Annotated in this window: 19 protein-coding genes; 10 read left to right on the top strand and 9 right to left on the bottom strand. The window is 69.7% G+C overall.

Annotation, left to right across the window (positions count from 1 at the left end; genetic code table 11):
• Positions 1-150: 150 nt before the first annotated feature.
• On the bottom strand, positions 151-807 hold the full coding sequence (gene rsmG, locus ACSQ1W_RS17620) for a 16S rRNA (guanine(527)-N(7))-methyltransferase RsmG (RefSeq protein ID WP_436045041.1): 657 nt from the start codon (positions 805-807) through the stop codon (positions 151-153).
• Positions 804-1,433 (bottom strand): 4'-phosphopantetheinyl transferase family protein, encoded by a 630-nt coding sequence (locus ACSQ1W_RS17615; RefSeq protein ID WP_436045039.1) that lies wholly within the window; start codon positions 1,431-1,433, stop codon positions 804-806. Before ACSQ1W_RS17615 ends, rsmG begins: the two co-directional genes overlap by 4 nt.
• A gap of 175 nt (positions 1,434-1,608) precedes the next feature.
• Here ACSQ1W_RS17615 and ACSQ1W_RS17610 point away from each other — a divergent pair, with 175 nt between their 5' ends.
• Positions 1,609-1,866 (top strand): GlsB/YeaQ/YmgE family stress response membrane protein, encoded by a 258-nt coding sequence (locus tag ACSQ1W_RS17610; RefSeq protein WP_192273857.1) that lies wholly within the window; start codon positions 1,609-1,611, stop codon positions 1,864-1,866.
• A 116-nt stretch (positions 1,867-1,982) separates the two neighbouring features.
• On the opposite strand, the gene xth is transcribed toward ACSQ1W_RS17610, so the two are convergent.
• The 4 genes from xth to ACSQ1W_RS17590 form a co-directional block, all read right to left on the bottom strand.
• A complete protein-coding gene (gene xth, locus ACSQ1W_RS17605; protein ID WP_436045037.1) occupies positions 1,983-2,753 on the bottom strand; it encodes an exodeoxyribonuclease III in 771 nt (256 codons plus the stop codon).
• 28 nt (positions 2,754-2,781) lie between these two features.
• Complete coding sequence (locus ACSQ1W_RS17600) at positions 2,782-4,341, bottom strand: MFS transporter (RefSeq protein WP_436045035.1); 1,560 nt, start codon at positions 4,339-4,341, stop codon at positions 2,782-2,784.
• A gap of 75 nt (positions 4,342-4,416) precedes the next feature.
• Positions 4,417-4,908 carry a hypothetical protein gene (locus ACSQ1W_RS17595; protein ID WP_436045034.1) on the bottom strand — a complete coding sequence of 164 codons (492 nt, stop codon included), beginning with the start codon at positions 4,906-4,908 and terminating at the stop codon, positions 4,417-4,419.
• 6 nt (positions 4,909-4,914) lie between these two features.
• The gene (locus ACSQ1W_RS17590) at positions 4,915-6,441 is read right to left on the bottom strand and encodes a coniferyl aldehyde dehydrogenase (protein ID WP_436045032.1); all 1,527 of its coding nucleotides are present in this window, start codon (positions 6,439-6,441) and stop codon (positions 4,915-4,917) included.
• A gap of 49 nt (positions 6,442-6,490) precedes the next feature.
• On the opposite strand from ACSQ1W_RS17590, the gene ACSQ1W_RS17585 reads away from it, so the two are divergent.
• Both ACSQ1W_RS17585 and ACSQ1W_RS17580 read left to right on the top strand, forming a co-directional pair.
• Complete coding sequence (locus ACSQ1W_RS17585; RefSeq protein WP_436045030.1) at positions 6,491-7,051, top strand: gamma carbonic anhydrase family protein; 561 nt, start codon at positions 6,491-6,493, stop codon at positions 7,049-7,051.
• A gap of 38 nt (positions 7,052-7,089) precedes the next feature.
• Positions 7,090-7,467 (top strand): VOC family protein, encoded by a 378-nt coding sequence (locus tag ACSQ1W_RS17580; protein ID WP_436045028.1) that lies wholly within the window; start codon positions 7,090-7,092, stop codon positions 7,465-7,467.
• Between the two features lie 7 nt (positions 7,468-7,474).
• On the opposite strand, the gene ACSQ1W_RS17575 is transcribed toward ACSQ1W_RS17580, so the two are convergent.
• A complete protein-coding gene (locus ACSQ1W_RS17575; protein WP_436045026.1) occupies positions 7,475-8,119 on the bottom strand; it encodes a Pr6Pr family membrane protein in 645 nt (214 codons plus the stop codon).
• 10 nt (positions 8,120-8,129) lie between these two features.
• Complete coding sequence (locus ACSQ1W_RS17570) at positions 8,130-8,414, bottom strand: YkgJ family cysteine cluster protein (RefSeq protein WP_436045024.1); 285 nt, start codon at positions 8,412-8,414, stop codon at positions 8,130-8,132.
• A gap of 163 nt (positions 8,415-8,577) precedes the next feature.
• Between ACSQ1W_RS17570 and ACSQ1W_RS17565 the strand changes: the two genes are divergently transcribed.
• Genes ACSQ1W_RS17565 through ACSQ1W_RS17535 form a run of 7 tightly spaced genes read left to right on the top strand, consistent with a single transcriptional unit; the run spans position 8,578 to position 16,331 of the window.
• Positions 8,578-9,258, top strand: coding sequence for an RDD family protein (locus ACSQ1W_RS17565; RefSeq protein ID WP_436045023.1), 681 nt, complete (start codon positions 8,578-8,580; stop codon positions 9,256-9,258).
• Positions 9,255-10,253 (top strand): stage II sporulation protein M, encoded by a 999-nt coding sequence (locus tag ACSQ1W_RS17560; RefSeq protein ID WP_436045021.1) that lies wholly within the window; start codon positions 9,255-9,257, stop codon positions 10,251-10,253. Before ACSQ1W_RS17565 ends, ACSQ1W_RS17560 begins: the two co-directional genes overlap by 4 nt.
• Positions 10,243-11,811, top strand: coding sequence for a DUF4129 domain-containing protein (locus ACSQ1W_RS17555; RefSeq protein ID WP_436045019.1), 1,569 nt, complete (start codon positions 10,243-10,245; stop codon positions 11,809-11,811). The genes ACSQ1W_RS17560 and ACSQ1W_RS17555 overlap by 11 nt, the downstream gene beginning before the upstream one ends.
• Positions 11,808-13,007 (top strand): DUF4350 domain-containing protein, encoded by a 1,200-nt coding sequence (locus tag ACSQ1W_RS17550; RefSeq protein ID WP_436045017.1) that lies wholly within the window; start codon positions 11,808-11,810, stop codon positions 13,005-13,007. Before ACSQ1W_RS17555 ends, ACSQ1W_RS17550 begins: the two co-directional genes overlap by 4 nt.
• The gene (locus tag ACSQ1W_RS17545; RefSeq protein ID WP_225589540.1) at positions 13,004-14,005 is read left to right on the top strand and encodes an AAA family ATPase; all 1,002 of its coding nucleotides are present in this window, start codon (positions 13,004-13,006) and stop codon (positions 14,003-14,005) included. Before ACSQ1W_RS17550 ends, ACSQ1W_RS17545 begins: the two co-directional genes overlap by 4 nt.
• Positions 14,002-15,300 (top strand): DUF58 domain-containing protein, encoded by a 1,299-nt coding sequence (locus ACSQ1W_RS17540; protein WP_436045014.1) that lies wholly within the window; start codon positions 14,002-14,004, stop codon positions 15,298-15,300. Before ACSQ1W_RS17545 ends, ACSQ1W_RS17540 begins: the two co-directional genes overlap by 4 nt.
• A gap of 8 nt (positions 15,301-15,308) precedes the next feature.
• A complete protein-coding gene (locus tag ACSQ1W_RS17535) occupies positions 15,309-16,331 on the top strand; it encodes a DUF4380 domain-containing protein (RefSeq protein WP_436045012.1) in 1,023 nt (340 codons plus the stop codon).
• 10 nt (positions 16,332-16,341) lie between these two features.
• Here the strand turns inward: ACSQ1W_RS17535 and ACSQ1W_RS17530 are convergent, their stop codons facing one another.
• Positions 16,342-17,115, bottom strand: coding sequence for a ThuA domain-containing protein (locus tag ACSQ1W_RS17530; protein ID WP_192273843.1), 774 nt, complete (start codon positions 17,113-17,115; stop codon positions 16,342-16,344).
• Between the last annotated feature and the right edge of the window lie 77 nt (positions 17,116-17,192).

Here is a 17,192-nt window from a genome sequence, read left to right as displayed (position 1 = left end):
ATTATGCGGGGTCGGGAGCGGGCGTGCGAAATCATCCCAACGGATGCACGGCCCGCGTGCGGTCATCGGGTCGCGTTTCCGCGCGACGGTGTCGGCGAGCGCTCAGTCATATCAAGGAGTTACACGGCGCGCACCGGGGCGGTGCGCGGGTCAGTCGCGGCGGACGACGACCATATGGCGCTCGCCGACCAGCCCGGGGACGGCCAGGGGATCGATCGTGGCCACCGACCAGCCGCTGGGCAGGGCCGCGATCTCGTCGTCGGGACGGACGCCTTTCATCGCCAGCAGCGCTCCACCGGGCTTCAGCAGGTGACCACCCACTTCGATGATGCCGGCCAGCACGTCGAGCGCGCGCGCGGTAAGCGCGTCGTAGGCCTGCGGTTCGTCGAGTGCTTCGGCACGTGATTCCGCCACGCGCGCGTTGTCCAGCTTCAGCGTGCGCACCGCTTCGCGCAGGAAGCGCGCCTTCTTGCCGTTGCTCTCCACCAGCGTCACGCGCAGGCCGGGTTGGGCGATCGCGAGCGGAATGCCGGGCAGGCCCGGGCCCGTGCCGAGGTCGGCGAGCGCACCGCCGCGTGCTGCGAGAGTGTCGACGAACGGATGCATCGCCAGCGAATCCAGCAGATGGCGCGTGACCATCTCGCGCGGGTCACGGATGGCGGTGAGGTTGTAGGTCTTGTTCCAGCGGTCGAGCAGGGCCAGGTAGGCGAGCAGGCGCGGGGCCAGCGCGTCGGCATCGAGGTCCAGCGTGGCGAGGCCACGGTGCAGCTCGTCGCGCAGGTCGGCAGGGAAGGTGGTGTCGTTCATGGAGCCATTATCGCAGGCCGCCACGCGGCGCCGCGCGGATGCCAGGCGAGTGCGGCGCGGTACTCCGGCGTCGCGGCCCATTCGTGCAGGCGCCAGTCCTCGACGCGGCCAAGCGCGGGATCGCAGGCGACCAGGTGGGCGCCCTCGCCATCGAGCCGGATATGGAACCGGTGCAGGCCGAAGGAAATGCCCTGCCCATGGGCCTTGAGCACCGCTTCCTTGGCGCACCACAGGCGCACGAACGCGAGCATGCGGGCATCGTCGCCCTCGAGCGACCGCAGCCAAGCAGTCTCCTCGGGGTGGTAGAAGCGCTGGGCCAGTTCCATCGCCCGCGGGCGCGGACGCAACCGTTCCACGTCGACACCCAGCTCGATGTTTTCGCCCAGCGCCAGCAGCAGCGCTTCGCCACTGTGGCTCCAGCCGGTTTCCAGTGCGTGCAGCGGCGCGATGAAGTGCGGGCGCCCTTGGGCGTCGCGGGTGATCGGCAGCGCGTGCGGCGCGATGTCCAGCACGCGCGACAGCTGCTCGCGCGCCGCCGGTTCGCCGCGTTGCCGTGGCGCGTGCGGCAGCAGCCACAGCGCGATGCCGTCCAGCCGCCAGTCGGCGGACGCGTCGCGCCAACTCACGTTCCGGTCTCCATGGCGTGGTGCGGCACAGCGTGCATGCCGGCAAGGATGGCGCTATCAAACGCGGGCACGGACGCTTCCCCCATGCGGAATAACGACGGCTTCACGTCGTAGGTCGGAGATTCAAGCGTGCCCCGCGCCATGGGGTCCTGTCCATCGAGGGAGAAGCGAAGCAATGAATTTTCTCATCTATCTGATCGTGGGTGGCATCGCCGGTTGGCTGGCCAGCATCGTGATGAAGCGCGATGGCTCGCAAGGCATCATCCTGAATGTCGTGGTCGGCATCATCGGCGGTTTCCTCGGCGGCTGGCTGCTGCCGGCGCTGGGGCTCGGGCTGGGAGGCGGCTGGGTCGGCTTCCTGATCACCGCATTCATCGGTGCCGTGGTCCTGCTGCTCATCGTCAACCTGCTCTCGAGGGGCAGGGCGAGGTAACGGTTCCGCTGCGGCCGCGTGCGCGTTCGAGACGCACCCAGGGTCCGTGGCAATGCAAAGGCCCGGCAGCGATGCCGGGCCTTTGTTCATCCGGACGCACCGTCTGCGGCGACGGTTCAGCCGCCCAATCGCACCCAGGCAGGCGCGTGGTCGCTTGGCCGCTCCCAGGTGCGCGGTTCGCGGTCGATACCCGACTCCACTGCACTCGCCCGCAGCGCATCGGACACCAGCGTCAGGTCGATGCGCAGGCCCAGGTTGCGGCGCAGGCCGCCCATCCGGTAGTCCCACCAGCTGTAGACGTTGGCTTCGTCGCTGTGCAGGCGGAAGGCATCGTGCAGTCCCAGCGCGTACAGTCGCTGCAGCGCCGCGCGTTCGGCGGTGGAGGTCAGGATGTGGTCGTCGTTCCACACCTTGGGATCGAACACGTCGCGGTCGTCCGGCGCGATGTTGAAGTCGCCCATCACCACCAGTTTCGGATGCGCCTGCAGTTCGGCGGCGATCCAGTCGTGCACGGCGTCCAGCCAACACAGCTTGTAGGCGTACTTGTCGGTGCCGACGTCCTGACCATTGACCACGTACAGGTTGACGATGCGGACGTCGCCGACCGTCGCGGCGATCACGCGCTTTTGTTCGTCCTCGAAGCCGGGGATGCCGACCTGCACGTCGCCGATGGGTTCACGCGACAGCAGCGCCACGCCGTTGTAGGTCTTCTGTCCGGCGAACACGCTGCGGTACCCCGCTTCCGCCAGTGCGGTATCGGGGAAGCGGTGATCTTCCAGCTTCGTTTCCTGCAGGCCGACCACATCCGGTGCGAACGCGCCCAGCCACTGCGTGAGGTGCGGCAGGCGCACGTTGAGGGAATTGACGTTCCAGCTGGCGATCTTCATGGCGGGGATTCTAGGCGAGGACGGTCGATCAGGCATCCGCCACGCCGTCGGGCGCCGATGCGGCGTGACCGTCGCCTTCACCGTCGCGCATCAGGTGGGCGGCCATCCAGGCGGCGACCAGCATCATCGCCATGCCGAACACCGCGATGGCGCGCATGGCGTCGGTGAAGGCGGTACGCGCGGTATCGGCGATGGCGGTCCCCGCCGCCCCGCCGACTTCGCCCGCGACGGTGACCGCGCCGCCCAGCGTCGACAGCGCGCGCGTCGTGTCCGCATCGGGCAGCGCCGCCGGCAGGGCGGGATCCAGCCACAGCCGGTACGCCAGCATGCCGAGGCTGCCGAGGATCGCGATGCCCAGCGCGCCGCTGAGTTCGGCACTCGTCTCCGCCAGCGCGGACGCGGCGCCCGCGCGTTCCGGCGGTGCAGTGGTGATGATCAGCTCGTTGCCGACGGTGAACACCGGCGCCATGCCCAGGCTCATCGCCAGCATGCCGGCGATCAGGATCCACAGGCCGTAGGGCGGCACGACCAGCGCAGTGATGCCAAAGCCCAGCGCGGCGAACAACAGGCCACGCACCATCACCCGTCGCGCCCCCCAGTGTCGTGCCAGACGCGGTGCCAGCAGCGACCCAACGGTAAAGCAGACCGACCACGGAATCGTCGCGATGCCGGCCTGCAACGGCGTCAGCCCGAGCACCAGCTGCAGGTACTGGGTCATGAAGATGTACACGCCCATCATCGACAGGCCCGCCAGCGCATAAGCGACGATCGCCGCGGAGAAAGCCGGCCGGCGGAACAGCGTGACGTCGAGGAAGGGATACGCCAGGTGCTTCTGCCGCCGCACGAACAGCACGCCCAGCGCCACGCCCACCAGCAGCACGGCGATGCCGCGTGGATCGACGCCGTATTCGGCGATGCGCTTCAGGCCATAGACCACCGCCAGCACCGCGAACAGCGACTGCACCATGCTGAGCGGATCGAGCCTGCCGGCGTCCGGGTCGCGGTATTCCGGCAACAGCTTCGGACCCAGCACCAGCAGCAGCACCATCACCGGCACCGCCGCCAGGAACGCCGCGCCCCACCACCACCATTGCAGCAGCAGGCCGCCGACCAGCGGACCGATGGCGCCGCCGACCGAAAACGCCGCGATCCACACGCCGATGGCGAACTGGCGTTCGTGCTCGTCATGGAACATGTTGCGGATCAGCGACATCGTCGACGGTGCCAGCGTGGCGCCGGCGATGCCGAGCAGGGCGCGCATGGCGATCAGCATTTCCGCACTGCGCGAGAAGGCCGCCAGCACCGAGGCCGCCGCGAAGGCCGCCGCACCGATCAGCAGCAGCTTGCGCCGCCCGATGCGGTCGCCCAGCGTGCCCATCGTCATCAGGAAGCCCGCCACCAGGAAGCCGTACACGTCGACGATCCACAGCAGCTGGCTGGCACTGGGGTCGAGCTCGGCGCTGATCGCCGGCAGTGCCAGGTTCAGGACCGTCAGGTCCATCGCGTAGACCATGCAGGGCAGGGCGATGATGGCCAGCCCGATCCATTCGCGGCGGGTGGCTTTGGCAGGGGCGGGCGTGGTCGGCATGGCGGTCCGTCGGTGGCGTGTCATACCGTTCGACGAACGGGCATGGCGTAGTTCGACGAAGGATACCGATCCGCGTCAGGTGCCTTCCAGATCGACCCGGATGTGCGGGAAGTGCGTAGCCAGATCCTTCGCCCACTGCACGGCGTCATAGGGGACGCCCCGCTCGGGCGGGAAGCGTAGCGGCGCACCGTCGTGGTCGTAGAGGAACACGCGGTCGTCGCTTTCGTCCGGGCGTTGCACGCGGATCCGCGCGATCCGGTCCAGCGTGATCGCATGTTCGCCAGGTGCTATCTCGTCGTCCCACCACCACAGCGTGCGCGCCTCCAGATCCAGCCGGCTGCCCCAGCGACGCACATGCACCAGCATCGCCAGCGCCGCACCGGCAAACACGAACCCCATCACGAAGACCACCGGCACCAGCCACGGGGCACACTCGCGTCCACTGGGGTCGCAGTTGCTGGCCGGGTCCACGGTCAGGCCGGCGTATACGAACATGCCGCCAACCAGCAACAGCATGTAGACGCGCAGGTCGGTGCGGGTGCTGTTGCTGCGGAGGAGCTTGCGCATGCGTGGCTAGCGGATGATGAAGTCGATGAACCGCGCGACCTTCGAGTAAGGCGGCTTCAGCAGGTCGCTGCCGGCGCGGCGCGGTTGCCACAGCACCGGCAGCGCCTTGCTCATCGCGTCGAAACCGGCACGGCCGTGGTACGCCCCCATGCCACTCGGCCCGACGCCGCCGAACGGCAGCGCGTTGATGCCGAAATGCAGCACGGTGTCGTTGACGGTGACGCCGCCGGCCAGCGTGGTGCGCAGGATCTTCTCCACGCGTGCGCGATCATGGCTGAAGGGATACAGCGCCAGCGGCCGGTCGTGTGCGTTGACGTACGCGATGGCGTCGTCCAGCGAGTCGACCGTGCGGATCGGGAGGATGGGGCCGAAGATCTCGTCCTGCATCACCTTCGCATCGTCGCCCGGTTCGATCACCACCGTCGGCGCGAACAGCCGCTGTGCGCGGTCGTGCTTCGCTGCCAGCGGGACGACCTCATGGCCTCGCTGGCGCGCATCGTCCAGGTAGCCATCCAGGCGCGCGAACTGACCGTCGTTGATGATGCGGGTGAAGTCGCCGGCGTCGGATAGGTCGCCGTAGCGCGCCGCGACCTGGTCGCGCAGCGCCTGCACCAGTGCATCGCGTCGCTGGCGGCCGACCAGCAGCACGTAGTCCGGTGCGATGCAGGTCTGTCCGCCGTTGAACCACTTGCCGGTCGCCAGCCGCGCGGCGGCCTGCTCCACCGGGAAGTCGTCGCAGACGATCGCCGGCGATTTGCCACCCAGCTCGAGCGTCAGTGGCGTCAGGTTGGGTGCGGCGGCCGCCATCACCTTGCGGCCCACGGCGGTGGAGCCGGTGAACACCAGATGGTCGAACGGCAGCGCGGCGAACGCGCCCGCCACGTCGGCGCCACCGGCGGCCACGCTGACGCGCTCCGGCGGAAACACCTCCGTCAGCAGCGAGCGCAGGAACGCGGTCGTGCGCGGCGTGTGCTCCGACGGTTTCAGGTAGACATGGTTGCCGGCGGCGATCGCGGTCGCCAACGGAATCAGCGCCAGGTTGACCGGGTAGTTCCACGGCGCGATCACGCCGACCACGCCGACGGGTTCCTGCCGGATCTCGGCGCGCGCCGGCCAGAAGCGCCAGCCCACGCCGACCCGCTTCGGCTTCATCCAGCGGCGCAGGTGCGAGGCGAGGTGGTCGATCTCGTTGAGCACCGTCATGCCGTCGGCGATCAGCGATTCGTGCCGCGAGCGGTGGCCGAAATCGGCGGCGACGGTGTCGGCCATCTCCGGCAGGCGGCGCTTCAGCGCGTCGCGCAGCCGCCGCAGGTCGTCGCGGCGCTGGGCGTAGTCGGGCTTGCGTGCCTGCCAGGTGTCGCGCAACCGCTGCAGCACGGGGGCAAGGTCCCCAACCGGCGTATCGCCGTCGGGGGCACGGGTGCCGTTGCCGGCGCGGGGCGCAGTGTCCGCCGAGGCGGCCGTGATCGCGGCGTTGGCAGCAGTGATGGCCGCGTTCGCGGCGGTCGTGGCGGCATGCGGAAAGGTCGTCATGGGCCGAGTGTATGCCTTCGTTCCAGGGCGGGCGCACTACAATCCGGGCATGGACCCGAATCTGACCGCCCTGCGCCCCTACCTTGACCGCTTTCCCGTCCTCGGGCCGCGGGTCTACGTCGATCCCGCCGCCACGATCATCGGGGATGTCGAGCTGGCCGAGGATGTCTCCATCTGGCCGGGCACGATTCTGCGCGGCGACGTCAACTACATCCGTGTCGGTGCACGGACCAATGTGCAGGACGGCACCATCGTCCATGTCAGCCACCACAGTCCGTTCAACAAGGCCGGCTATCCCACGCTGATCGGCGCCGACGTCACCATCGGCCACGGCACCATCATCCACGCGTGCACCATCGAGGACCTGTGCCTGATCGGCATGGGTGCCTGCATCCTGGATGGCGCGACGGTGAAGAAATACGGCTTCCTGGGTGCCGGCGCGATCCTGGGACCGGGCAAGGTGGTCGGCGAGGGCGAGCTGTGGCTCGGCAATCCCGCCCGGCTCGTGCGCACGCTCTCCGACAAGGAAATCGAGAGCCTGCATTACTCGGCCGCGCACTACGTGAAGCTGAAGGACCGTTACCTGCAGCCGACACCGCCTGCGGCATGATCGGCGGCGGCGCATGCCGCGCCGCCTGGGAGGCCCGCATGGCCTGGAAACCGGAGGGCTACACCTCGGTGGCCCCGTACCTCGTGGTCGACGGCGCACAGCGCACGATCGACTTCCTCGTCACGGTGTTCGGCGCCGAGCCGCTGCGCATGCATCCGATGGGCGATCGCCTCGGCCACGGCGAAGTCCGCATCGACGATACGGTGGTGATGCTGGCCGATGGCATGGAAGGTTGGCCGCCCATCGCCAGCCACGTGCATCTCTACGTGCCCGATGTCGATGCGACGTGGGAGCGCGCGCTCGCCGCGGGCGCCGAGGCCGTGCAGGCGCCGGAAGAGAAGGGCGATGGCGACCGTCGGGGCGGCTTCCGCGATGCCGGCGGCACGACCTGGTGGATCTCCTCGCAGGTGACGTAAGCCGCGGTCAGCGCGTGCGCGTTGCGGGCAGCCAGCGCTCCAGCAGGTGGAACACGACCGCGGTGGCGAGCGCGGCGGCCAGAATGATCGCCAGGGTGATGCCCACCTGTCCGTAGCCGAGCTTGTCGGCATTGAGGAATGGATACGGATACCAGCCCGTGATCGCGCCGTGCGCCATCGTGTAGGCCAGCCACGCGACCGGCCAGACGAATGCCCAGCGGATCGTGCGCGCATCGATCCGTGGACGCGGGCCCAGCAACAGCCAGCCCACCAGCGTCCACACCGGAGAGAACTGGTGGAAGCCGGCGTTGATCCAGGTACCGATGCCGCTGTGCTGCACCAGGTCGTACAGCAGGGTCGCGAACACCACGCCCGTCACCGCGATGCCCAGCAGCGCATCGAGCCGCAGCACCCGCCATACGGGGCCGTCGCGATCGGGGCGGATCACCAGGCTGACGGCCGCAGCGAGCACCAGCAGGTTGCTCTGCACGGTGAAGTAGCTGAAGAACCGCAGCAGCTTCGTGGCCAGCGGGACCGGCGCGGCCGCCGCAGTCGTATTCACGTCCTGCCCGCCGCCGACCAGCAGCACGAGCTGCGCGATGACCGTCGCAGCGACCACAACGGCGAGGATCAGGTTCCAGGTCCGCTGCATGCGATGTCTCCTAGGGAGGGGAAAGCGTGGTCGGCGCGGTGGCATGTTCGAGGGCGGTCAGCAGCGCCATCGCGTCCTGCCGGCTGTTCCCGCACATGTCGGGCCCCGGTTTCAGTGTGCCGCAGAACGCGGGACGTTCGGGTCTGCCGAACAGCCGGCAGCGCAACGCGTCGTCCAGCTGCACGCACGGCACGCCGGCCGGCTTGCCCTGTGGCATGCCGGGGATCGGCGAGGTGATCGACGGCGCGGTGCAGCAGGCCGCGCACCCCGATCGGCAGGAGAAGACGGTGTCCACGATGGCGCGAAGTGTAGGGCTTGGCTGGGCAACGATGGCGCGTCCGGCTAAAGTCGGCAGGCATGGGGAAGGCGCATGGACAGCGGAACAGTCGGGTTCCACCACATCGATCCGGTTGCGGCCGGCATACCGCCCTGGGGACGTTGCCCGTGGTGAGCGGCTGATGCTGGACACCTATCGCGAAGTCGTCACGCCCGAGGGCGTGGGCCTGCACCTGCCGGCGGCCGGCCCGGTACCGCGCGCGCTGGCATGGGGCATCGACCTGGGCATCCGTCTGGCCATCGTCTTCGTCATGGCGATGCTGCTGGCGCTGTTCGGCGAGGCCGGTGCCGGCCTGCACCTGATCGTGATGTTCCTGGTGTTCTGGGCGTACCCGATCGTGCTGGAGTCGGTCTGGCGCGGGCAGACCCCTGGCAAGAAGGCGCTCGGCCTGCGCGTGGTGTCGGCCGACGGTGCGCCGGTGGGCTGGCTGGCGGCGATCACCCGCAACCTGCTGCGCACGGTCGACATGCTGCCGTTCGGTTATGCCGCCGGCCTGGTCGCCTGCCTGGCCGATCCGCATGCGCGCCGCTTGGGCGACATGGTCGCTGGCACGCTGGTGGTCCACGTCGGGCGCGAGCGCGACCACACCCCCGCGCCGGTCAACACGGTGTTCGTGCCGCCGGCGCAGCTGCTGCCGGAGGAGCAGGGCGCGATCGTCGCGTTCGGCGAGCGCGCGCCGCAGCTGACCCCGTCGCGCCAGGAGGAACTGGCCAATCTCGCCCAGCCCATCACCGCCGCGCAGGGGCAGGCCGGCGTGCTGCGCCTGTACGGCATGGCCAACTGGCTGCTGGGGCGGCGATGAGGCAGGAGCAGTTCGTCGCCCGCCACCAGGCCGAATGGCTCGCCTTCGAGTCGTGGCTGCACGCGCGCGGCGGGAATGCGCGACGCGCGCGCGGCGAGCGCAACACCGGCGAACTGACCGACGAGGACGTGCCCGCGCGCTACCGCCGCATCTGCCAGCACCTCGCCCTGGCGCGCCGGCGCGGCTACAGCCCGGTGGTCGTGGACCGCCTGCAGGCACTGATGCAGCAGGGCCATGGCGTGCTGTACCGCACGCCGCCGCCGCGCTGGCAGCGTGCCCTGCGTTTCCTGCTGGCGGAATTCCCGCGGCTGGTGCGCAGCGAAGCAGGCTGCATGTGGGTGGCGGCGGTGGTGTTCGTGTTCCCGCTGGTGCTGATGTTCGTGCTGCTGCAGTTCCGGCCGGAGCTGGTTTACAGCATCGTCTCGCCCGAGCAGGTCGCGATGTGGGAACGCATGTACGACCCGAGCGACGAACGGCACGCGCTCGGCCGCGAAAGCGGGACCGACTGGCAGATGTTCGGCCACTACATCTGGAACAACATCGGCATCGGCCTGCGCACGTTCGCCGGTGGACTGCTGGCCGGCGTGGGCGCGCTGTTCGTGCTGATCGTCAACGGCATCAGCATCGGCACGGTGTTCGGGCACCTGCAGCAGATCGGTTCCGGCGATCCGCTGTGGCGCTTCGTCTGCGGGCACGCCCCGTTCGAACTGACCGCCATCGTGCTGGCCGGCGGGGCGGGCCTGCGGCTCGGCCTGAGCCTGGTGGCGCCGGGCCGGCTGCGGCGCATCGATGCACTGGCGAAGGCGGGCGCGAAGGGCGCGCGGCTATGCCTGGGCGTGGCGTTCATGCTGCTGGTGGCGGCGTTCATCGAAGCGTTCTGGTCGTCGACGCAATCCATCCCCGCCGCCGTGAAGTACAGCGTGTCCGGCGTGCTGTGGACGCTGGTGGCGCTGTGGCTGGGGATGGGCGGGCGCGGGGTGGCCGATGAGGATTGAGCAGCTGACGGTCCGCCTGCGCGCTCGCTCGGACTGGGAGGCCGTGGAACTGGGCATGGCGCTGGTGCGCCGGCACGCCGGGGCGATCTGGAAACCCTGGCTCTGGCTGACGCTGCCGGTGTTCGCACTGCTGAACCTCGGCGCGTGGTGGATAGACCAGTTCTGGTTGGCGGCCCTGCTGATGTGGTGGCTGAAGCCGGCCTTCGACCGCATCCCGCTGTACGTGATGTCGCGCGCGGTGTTCGGCAGCGTGCCCGGTACGCGCGAAACGCTCCGCGCGCAGCTCCACTGGGGCACACGCACGTTGCCGCACCTGCTCACGTGGCGTCGCCTCAGCCCGGTGCGCTCGCTGTACATGCCGATCGATCTGCTGGAGGGCGTGCAGGGCGACCGGCTGCGCCAGCGCCGCCGCGTGCTGGGCGGACAGGCCTACGGCACGGCGATCCTGCTGACCTGGATCTGCCTGGTGTTCCAGGGCGTGCTGGTGCTGGGCGGCATCCTCGCGGTGGTGATGTACCTGCCGCAGGACCTGCTGCCGGACAGCGTGCAGGCGGCGTTCCGCGTGGCGGCCATCGAATGGAACGGCTGGTTCAAGCTCGCATGGAACGCGCTGCTGTGGGCGGCGATCAGCGTGATCGAGCCGTTCTACGTCGGTGCCGGCTTCGGCCTGTACCTCAACCGCCGCACGCAGATCGAGGCGTGGGACCTGGAAATCGTGTTCCGCAAGCTGCGCTCACGGCTGGCGGCCGCCGCACCGATCGCACTGGTGGCGGTGCTGTGGCTGGGCGGGATGGACATCGCCGGCGCGCAGGAACGCCATGGCGCGCCGCCGGCGGCGCCCATGGCGCCGGCCGCCGCCGAAGAAGACGGCAAGGCGACGCCGCCGACGCTGCCCGTCGTGTTCGGCGACGAGCGTGTGGACGACCGCGCCTTCCGCGAGGCGGCCGACCGGGCCTACCGCGACCCGCTGCTGGACCGCAGGCAGGTGCAGTCCGGCTGGGAACGGCGCGATCCCCGCGACAGAAAAGCGAAGGAGGCGCCCGAGTTCGACCACGCCTGGTTGTCCGGTATCGGCAAGGTGATGGCCTTCATCGGTGAGTGGGGGCTGTGGCTGGTCGCCGGTGCACTGGTGCTGATACTGCTGGCGACCGCGCGCCACTGGTGGCCATGGATGCGCGGCATGGCGCGGCCCCCTCGGGCGCTTCCCGACGCACCGCAGTCCGATGCGCTGGTGTTGCCCGAGGCGCTGCCCGACGACATCGCCACGGCCGCGCGCGCGCTGTGGCGTGACGGTCGTCGGCGCGATGCCCTGGCCCTGCTCTATCGCGCCAGCGTCGAAAGCATGAGCCAGCGCGTCGACATCGTGCTGCCGCCGGGCGCCACCGAGGCCGAATGCCTGCGTGCCTCGCGGCGTCTGCCGCAGGCCGAAGACCGCACCGTGTTCGCCCGTATCGTGCGCACCTGGCAGTACGCCGCTTATGCCGAACGTCTGCCGGGCGAGGACGAGTTCGACCTGCTGGTGGGTGACCTGCAGCAGCGCTACGGGTGGGCGTCATGACCTACGCGCGCCGCAACGGCCGGGTGGTGGGCGCGACGCTGCTGGTCGCGCTGGTGCTGCTGACGCTGGTAGGGCTGTGGTTCCGGCACACCTTCCATCGCGTCGAGAAGACGCTGTACCTGCCGCCCACCGGCGAGGCCGCCTACAACCCGTTGTACGCACTGGCGAAGACACTGGAAGCCGATGGCGTGAAGGTCCAGGCACGCCAGCGGCTGATGCTGGACGATCATCCGATGGCCAGCGGCGACACGCTGCTGCTGTTCAACGATCCGCGCGTGCTGTCGCCGTCCGACGCCGAACGCCTGTTGGCGTGGGTGGAGGAAGGCGGCCACCTGCTGATCCGCACGCCGGCCTATTCGCCCGGCGATGCCACGACGGGGCCGGATGCGCCGCAGGCCGCGATGCTGGACCAGCTGTCGGCCTGGCTGGTGGACGAAACCCCCTCGTGCGAGGACTTCCAGGTGGAAGGGGAGGGCCATCACGTGGAGTTCTGCCGTGGCCGGCGCTTCGCCTTCGACGATACCGTGCCCGAACTGGCGTGGGGCGACCTGAAGCACGGCTATGTCTACGCCCGCGTGGCGGCGGGCAAGGGGCACGTCGACGTGCTGGCCGATTTCGACTTCCTGGCCAACACGGCCACGCGCGGCTTCATGGACGAAGCGCTGGATGCGCCGCCCAACGGCGGCCTGCGCGACGGTCCCCATCGCGCGCTGGCGCGACAGGTGCTGGCGCCCAACTACCGCCAGGGCACCATGCATCTGGTCTACGCCGCGGAGATGCCGTCGTTGTGGCGCACGCTGTACCTGCAGGGCTGGATGGTGTGGGCGCCGCTGCTGCTCGCGCTGGCCGCCTGGTTGTGGATGCGCATGCAGCGCTTCGGACCACCGGTACCGTCGCCGGCCGGCGAACGCCGCTCGCTGCTCGAGCACGTACGCGCCAGCGGCGAACACCTCTACCGCTACGGCCGCGGCGTGATGCTGTACTCCGCGGTCCGGCAGGCGTTCCTGGCGCGCCTGCGCCGTCGCGATCCGGTCGCCGCCGCGCTCGCCGGCGAGGCGCAGGTCGCCGCCATCGCCGAGCGCACCGGCCAGCCGGCCGACCGCATCCGCACCGCCCTCAACGTTCCTGCCTCGCACGACCGGCAGGCCTTCCGCGACCGCATTTCCCTGCTGATCCAACTGAGAAACCGCCTATGAACGACGAGACCGCCGCCGCGCCGCCCGCGCTCCCGCCGACACCGACCAATGCGCTGTCCGAGCGCGTCGAGGCCGTGCGCGAGGAAGTCTCGCGCGCCTTCATCGGCCAGCCCGACGTGCTGGACCAGATCCTGATCGCGCTGCTCGCCGGCGGCCACGTGCTGATCGAGGGCGTGCCGGGACTGGGCAAGACCTTGCTGGTGCGCGCGCTGGCGCAGGCGCTGGAGCTGACCTATGCGCGTGTGCAGTTCACGCCCGACCTGATGCCGAGCGATGTCAGCGGCCATGCCGTCTACGACCCGAAGACCGAGAGCTTCCAGATCCGCCGCGGTCCGGTGTTCACCAACATCCTGCTGGCCGACGAAATCAACCGCGCCCCGGCCAAGACCCAGTCCGCGCTGCTGGAAGTGATGCAGGAAGGCCAGGTCACGATCGAGGGCAAGTCGTTCCAGCTGTCGCCCCCCTTCATCGCGCTCGCCACCCAGAATCCGGTGGAGCAGGAAGGCACGTATCCGTTGCCGGAAGCGCAGCTGGACCGTTTCCTGCTGAAGGTGCTGATCGACTATCCGGCGCTGGAAGACGAGAAGCGCATGGTCGATGCCATCACCACCGGGCGCACCGCCGCCGACTTCGATCTCTCGCAGGTGAAGCGTGTGCTCGGCGCCGCCGACATCGCCGCGATGCAGCGCGAGACCGCCGCCGTGCGCGTGGATCCGGAAGTCGTCGACTACGCGGTCCGCATCGTCGCGGCCACCCGCAAGTGGCCCGGCATCGCACTGGGCGCCGGTCCGCGCGGCAGCATCGCGCTGGTGCGCGCGGCGCGTGCGCAGGCGGTGCTGCAGGGGCGCGACTTCGTCACCCCCGACGACGTGCGCGACATCGCCCGTCCGGCGCTGCGCCACCGCATCACCCTCGCGCCCGAGCTGCAGATCGAAGGGCAGTCGCCGGACGATGCGCTGCGTGCGCTGCTGGCCAAGGTGGACGCACCCCGCAAATGAGGCCGGCTCCGCTGCTCATTGCGCTGATCGCCTGCTGGGGACTGGCAGGCCTGGCCGTGCCGTTCCTCGGCTGGCCGCTGTGGCAATGGCAGCTGGTGGGCGCGGCGATGCTGGCGGTCGCGCTGCTGGACGGCTGGTGGCTGCGCGGGCGGCCTACGCCGGACACCGTGCGCGAGGTGCCTGAGGCGCTGCCGCTGGGCATGGAACGCGACGTCGCGCTGGTGTTCGAGTCGCGGGTGAAGCAGCGGCTGGAAGTGTTCGACCTGCATCCGGGTGGCTGGGCCTCGTCGGGCCTGCCGCGCCGGCTGACGCTGGCCCCGATGTCGGCTACCCGCGTCACCTATCGGCTGCGGCCTGCGGCGCGCGGTGATGCGCACTTCGAGGGCGTGCAGTTGCGCCTGCGTTCCGCGCTGGCGCTGTGGCGGCAGTCGCGCGTCGCCGGTGCGCCGCAGCGGGTGCGTGTGTACCCGAATTTCGCGCCGCTGACGCGCTTCGCGCTGTTCAGTGCCGAACAGGCGTCGCGCCTGGTGGGCGCGCATCTGAAGCGGCGACGCGGCGAAGGCACCGACTTCCACCAGATGCGCGAGTACCGCGTCGGCGACAGCCTGCGCCAGGTCGACTGGAAAGCCACTGCGCGCTCACGCAAGCTGATCTCGCGCGAGTACCAGGACGAGAAGAACCAGCAACTGGTCATGCTGATCGATACCGGCCGCCGGATGATGGCGCGCGAGGACGAACTGGGCCACTTCGATCACGTGCTCAACGCATCGCTGGTGGTGTCCTACCTGGCGCTGCGGCAGGGCGACGGCGTAGGCCTGTTCGCCGCCGGTGGCGACAGCCGCTGGGTCGCGCCGCAACGCGGCATGGCGGCCATCGATACGCTGCTGCGCGCCAGCTACGACCTGCAGCCGCGCCCGGTCGCCACGGACTATCTGGCCGCCGCCACCGAGCTCAGCCTGCGCCAGCGCCGTCGCGCGCTGGTGATGCTGGTCACCAACGTGCGCGACGAGGACATCGACGACCTGCTGGCCGCGGTGCGCCTGCTGCAGAAGCGGCACCTGGTCTGCGTGGCGAGCCTGCGCGAGACCTCGCTGGACGATGCCCTCGATGAAGAAGTGCATGACCTGCAGGGTGCGATCCATGCCGGCGCGGTCGCCCGCTACCGGGAGCAGCGCACGGCGGCGCACGATGCGCTGCGCAGCCATCGCGTGATGGTGCTGGATGTCACCAGCGACGAACTGCCGGGTGCGCTGGTGGAGCGCTACCTGGCGGTGAAGCGCGACGGCGTGCTGTAGTGGCGCGTATGCGCACGTTCGTCACGCCGCTCGTCCTCGTCGCGCTGTGCCTCGGTGCCGGACCTGCGAACGCCACGGACGTCGAACGCATCCGGTTGCAGTCGACGGAGATCGTCGTCGAGATCACGCCGGCATTGGGCGGTCGTGTGCTGCATGCCGGGCGCGTCGATCGTCCCAACCTGATCAGGATCGGCGAACCCGTCGCGTCGCAGCCGACGCCGGCCGTCTCGGCGGACGCCGACGACATCGGCTATCTCGGGCATGACGTGTGGCTGGGGCCGCAGAGCGGCTGGTGGTCCGATCAGGACGCGAATCCATCGCGTCGCGCGGCGAAGGCGGTGTGGCCGCCGGACCCGTACCTGGCCTTCGCAGGGACGCGCGTGGTCGCGCGTTCGCCCGAGCGGCTGGTGCTGGAAGGCATCGACAGCCCCGTCACCGGGGTGCGGCTGCTGAAATCGTTCGCACTCGATCCGGCCGATCCGGCTACCCTCATCGTGACGGCGACCGCACGCAACATCCGTGGACGTCCCGTCGCGCGCGACCTGTGGTTCAACACGCGGACCTCTGCGGCGACGCGCGTCTACGTGCCGGTGGCCGATGCGCGTGACGTGCGTGTCGAAGGCGAGGACGGTGCGGTGCCTGTGTGGCGGATCGAGCGTGGCGTCTTCTCGTTCCAGCCCATGTCGCCGGATCTTCCGATGCGCCGCGGCAAGGTGTTCCTGCAGCCGTCGGCCGGTTGGATGGCGGGGTTCGCCCACGGGCAGGCGTTCGTGATCCGCTTCGACCACCAGCCGCGCGCCGTCATCCATCCCGAGCACGGCCAGGTCGAGCTGTATCTGGACCACGCCGGCGACGTCCAGGCCGGCCTGCTGGAAATGGAAGTGCACGCACCGTTCCGCATCCTCGCGGCCGGCGAGGCGATGCAGGCCCGGGAACGCTGGACCGTGCTGGCGTACGACGGACCCGAAACGCAGGATGCGCAGGTCGCGTTCCTGTGCGAACGCCTGGCGCTCTGCGTCGCGACCGACTGATCGTCGCGCATCAGCGCGATGCGTCGATGCCCTTGCCGGTCGCGGTCCACCACAGGCCGCCGTAGAGATGCGCCAGGTACGACGGATCGTCGTACAGCGCCGGCGTGTGGCCCAGTGAGGTGACGAAGACGCGGCCGCCGTCGTAGGCGTGGTACCACGCGACGGGATGGTCCTTGCCCATGCCGCGCGCGGTCTGGCCAGGCCAGATGCGGGTCGGGTCGTAGCTGGTTTCGTCCACGCTGAGCACGGTGCGCAGGCCGCGCGTGACCGGGGCATTGAACTCGTACCACTCGTCCGTCCACACCCAGCGCGACGGCAGACCGAACGTGGCGGGGAACGCGGGATCCTCCACGCGTACGGTGGCGGTCTGCACCATCGGATGGATGCGGAACGTCCGCCCGATCAGGCGCTCGAACCAGGGCCAGTCGCCGGGCGGATTGAAGATCAGCGCGCGGTGCACGGCCATCACCCCGCCGCCGGCGCGCACATAGGCTTCCAGTTTGCCGCGCTGCTCGCCTTTCAGTTCGTCGCCTGGCGTGTTGAGCAGCACGATGGCGGCATAGGGCGACAGGTCGCCATCGAACGGTGTGCTGTTCCACGACCACGTCAGGTCGAAGCCATGCACCTGCGCCATCCGTTCGAACTGCGGCTTGGCGACCACGGCGTAGTCGTGGTGGTAGCGGTTGGGGATGGCGACCACCAGCACCTTGAACTGGCCCTGCGCGCACGCGGAGGAAGCCAGGGAGGCGAGGCAGAGGAGCGTCAGCAGCAGGAAGCGTTTCATCCCGCGATGCTAGCCCGCTCGCCTGTCGCCGGGTGCTGTCGCGCTATTCCGTTTTCAGCGGCGCCTATGCGGATATC

The sequence above is a fragment of the Pseudoxanthomonas sp. LjRoot143 genome (assembly GCF_964252945.1).
In the GTDB taxonomy this organism is placed as follows: domain Bacteria; phylum Pseudomonadota; class Gammaproteobacteria; order Xanthomonadales; family Xanthomonadaceae; genus Pseudoxanthomonas_A.
This window is presented reverse-complemented; position numbering and strand designations above follow the sequence as displayed.

What these genes read in the sequence shown, in the direction of transcription:
- rsmG (WP_436045041.1), bottom strand. Translation starts at nt 807, where the DNA reads ATGAACGACACCACCTTCCCTGCCGACCTGCGCGACGAGCTGCACCGT.
- ACSQ1W_RS17610 (WP_192273857.1), top strand. Translation starts at nt 1,609, where the DNA reads ATGAATTTTCTCATCTATCTGATCGTGGGTGGCATCGCCGGTTGGCTG.
- xth (WP_436045037.1), bottom strand. Translation starts at nt 2,753, where the DNA reads ATGAAGATCGCCAGCTGGAACGTCAATTCCCTCAACGTGCGCCTGCCG.
- ACSQ1W_RS17600 (WP_436045035.1), bottom strand. Translation starts at nt 4,341, where the DNA reads ATGCCGACCACGCCCGCCCCTGCCAAAGCCACCCGCCGCGAATGGATC.
- ACSQ1W_RS17595 (WP_436045034.1), bottom strand. Translation starts at nt 4,908, where the DNA reads ATGCGCAAGCTCCTCCGCAGCAACAGCACCCGCACCGACCTGCGCGTC.
- ACSQ1W_RS17590 (WP_436045032.1), bottom strand. Translation starts at nt 6,441, where the DNA reads ATGACGACCTTTCCGCATGCCGCCACGACCGCCGCGAACGCGGCCATC.
- ACSQ1W_RS17585 (WP_436045030.1), top strand. Translation starts at nt 6,491, where the DNA reads ATGGACCCGAATCTGACCGCCCTGCGCCCCTACCTTGACCGCTTTCCC.
- ACSQ1W_RS17580 (WP_436045028.1), top strand. Translation starts at nt 7,090, where the DNA reads ATGGCCTGGAAACCGGAGGGCTACACCTCGGTGGCCCCGTACCTCGTG.
- ACSQ1W_RS17575 (WP_436045026.1), bottom strand. Translation starts at nt 8,119, where the DNA reads ATGCAGCGGACCTGGAACCTGATCCTCGCCGTTGTGGTCGCTGCGACG.
- ACSQ1W_RS17565 (WP_436045023.1), top strand. Translation starts at nt 8,578, where the DNA reads ATGCTGGACACCTATCGCGAAGTCGTCACGCCCGAGGGCGTGGGCCTG.
- ACSQ1W_RS17560 (WP_436045021.1), top strand. Translation starts at nt 9,255, where the DNA reads ATGAGGCAGGAGCAGTTCGTCGCCCGCCACCAGGCCGAATGGCTCGCC.
- ACSQ1W_RS17555 (WP_436045019.1), top strand. Translation starts at nt 10,243, where the DNA reads ATGAGGATTGAGCAGCTGACGGTCCGCCTGCGCGCTCGCTCGGACTGG.
- ACSQ1W_RS17550 (WP_436045017.1), top strand. Translation starts at nt 11,808, where the DNA reads ATGACCTACGCGCGCCGCAACGGCCGGGTGGTGGGCGCGACGCTGCTG.
- ACSQ1W_RS17545 (WP_225589540.1), top strand. Translation starts at nt 13,004, where the DNA reads ATGAACGACGAGACCGCCGCCGCGCCGCCCGCGCTCCCGCCGACACCG.
- ACSQ1W_RS17540 (WP_436045014.1), top strand. Translation starts at nt 14,002, where the DNA reads ATGAGGCCGGCTCCGCTGCTCATTGCGCTGATCGCCTGCTGGGGACTG.
- ACSQ1W_RS17535 (WP_436045012.1), top strand. Translation starts at nt 15,309, where the DNA reads ATGCGCACGTTCGTCACGCCGCTCGTCCTCGTCGCGCTGTGCCTCGGT.
- ACSQ1W_RS17530 (WP_192273843.1), bottom strand. Translation starts at nt 17,115, where the DNA reads ATGAAACGCTTCCTGCTGCTGACGCTCCTCTGCCTCGCCTCCCTGGCT.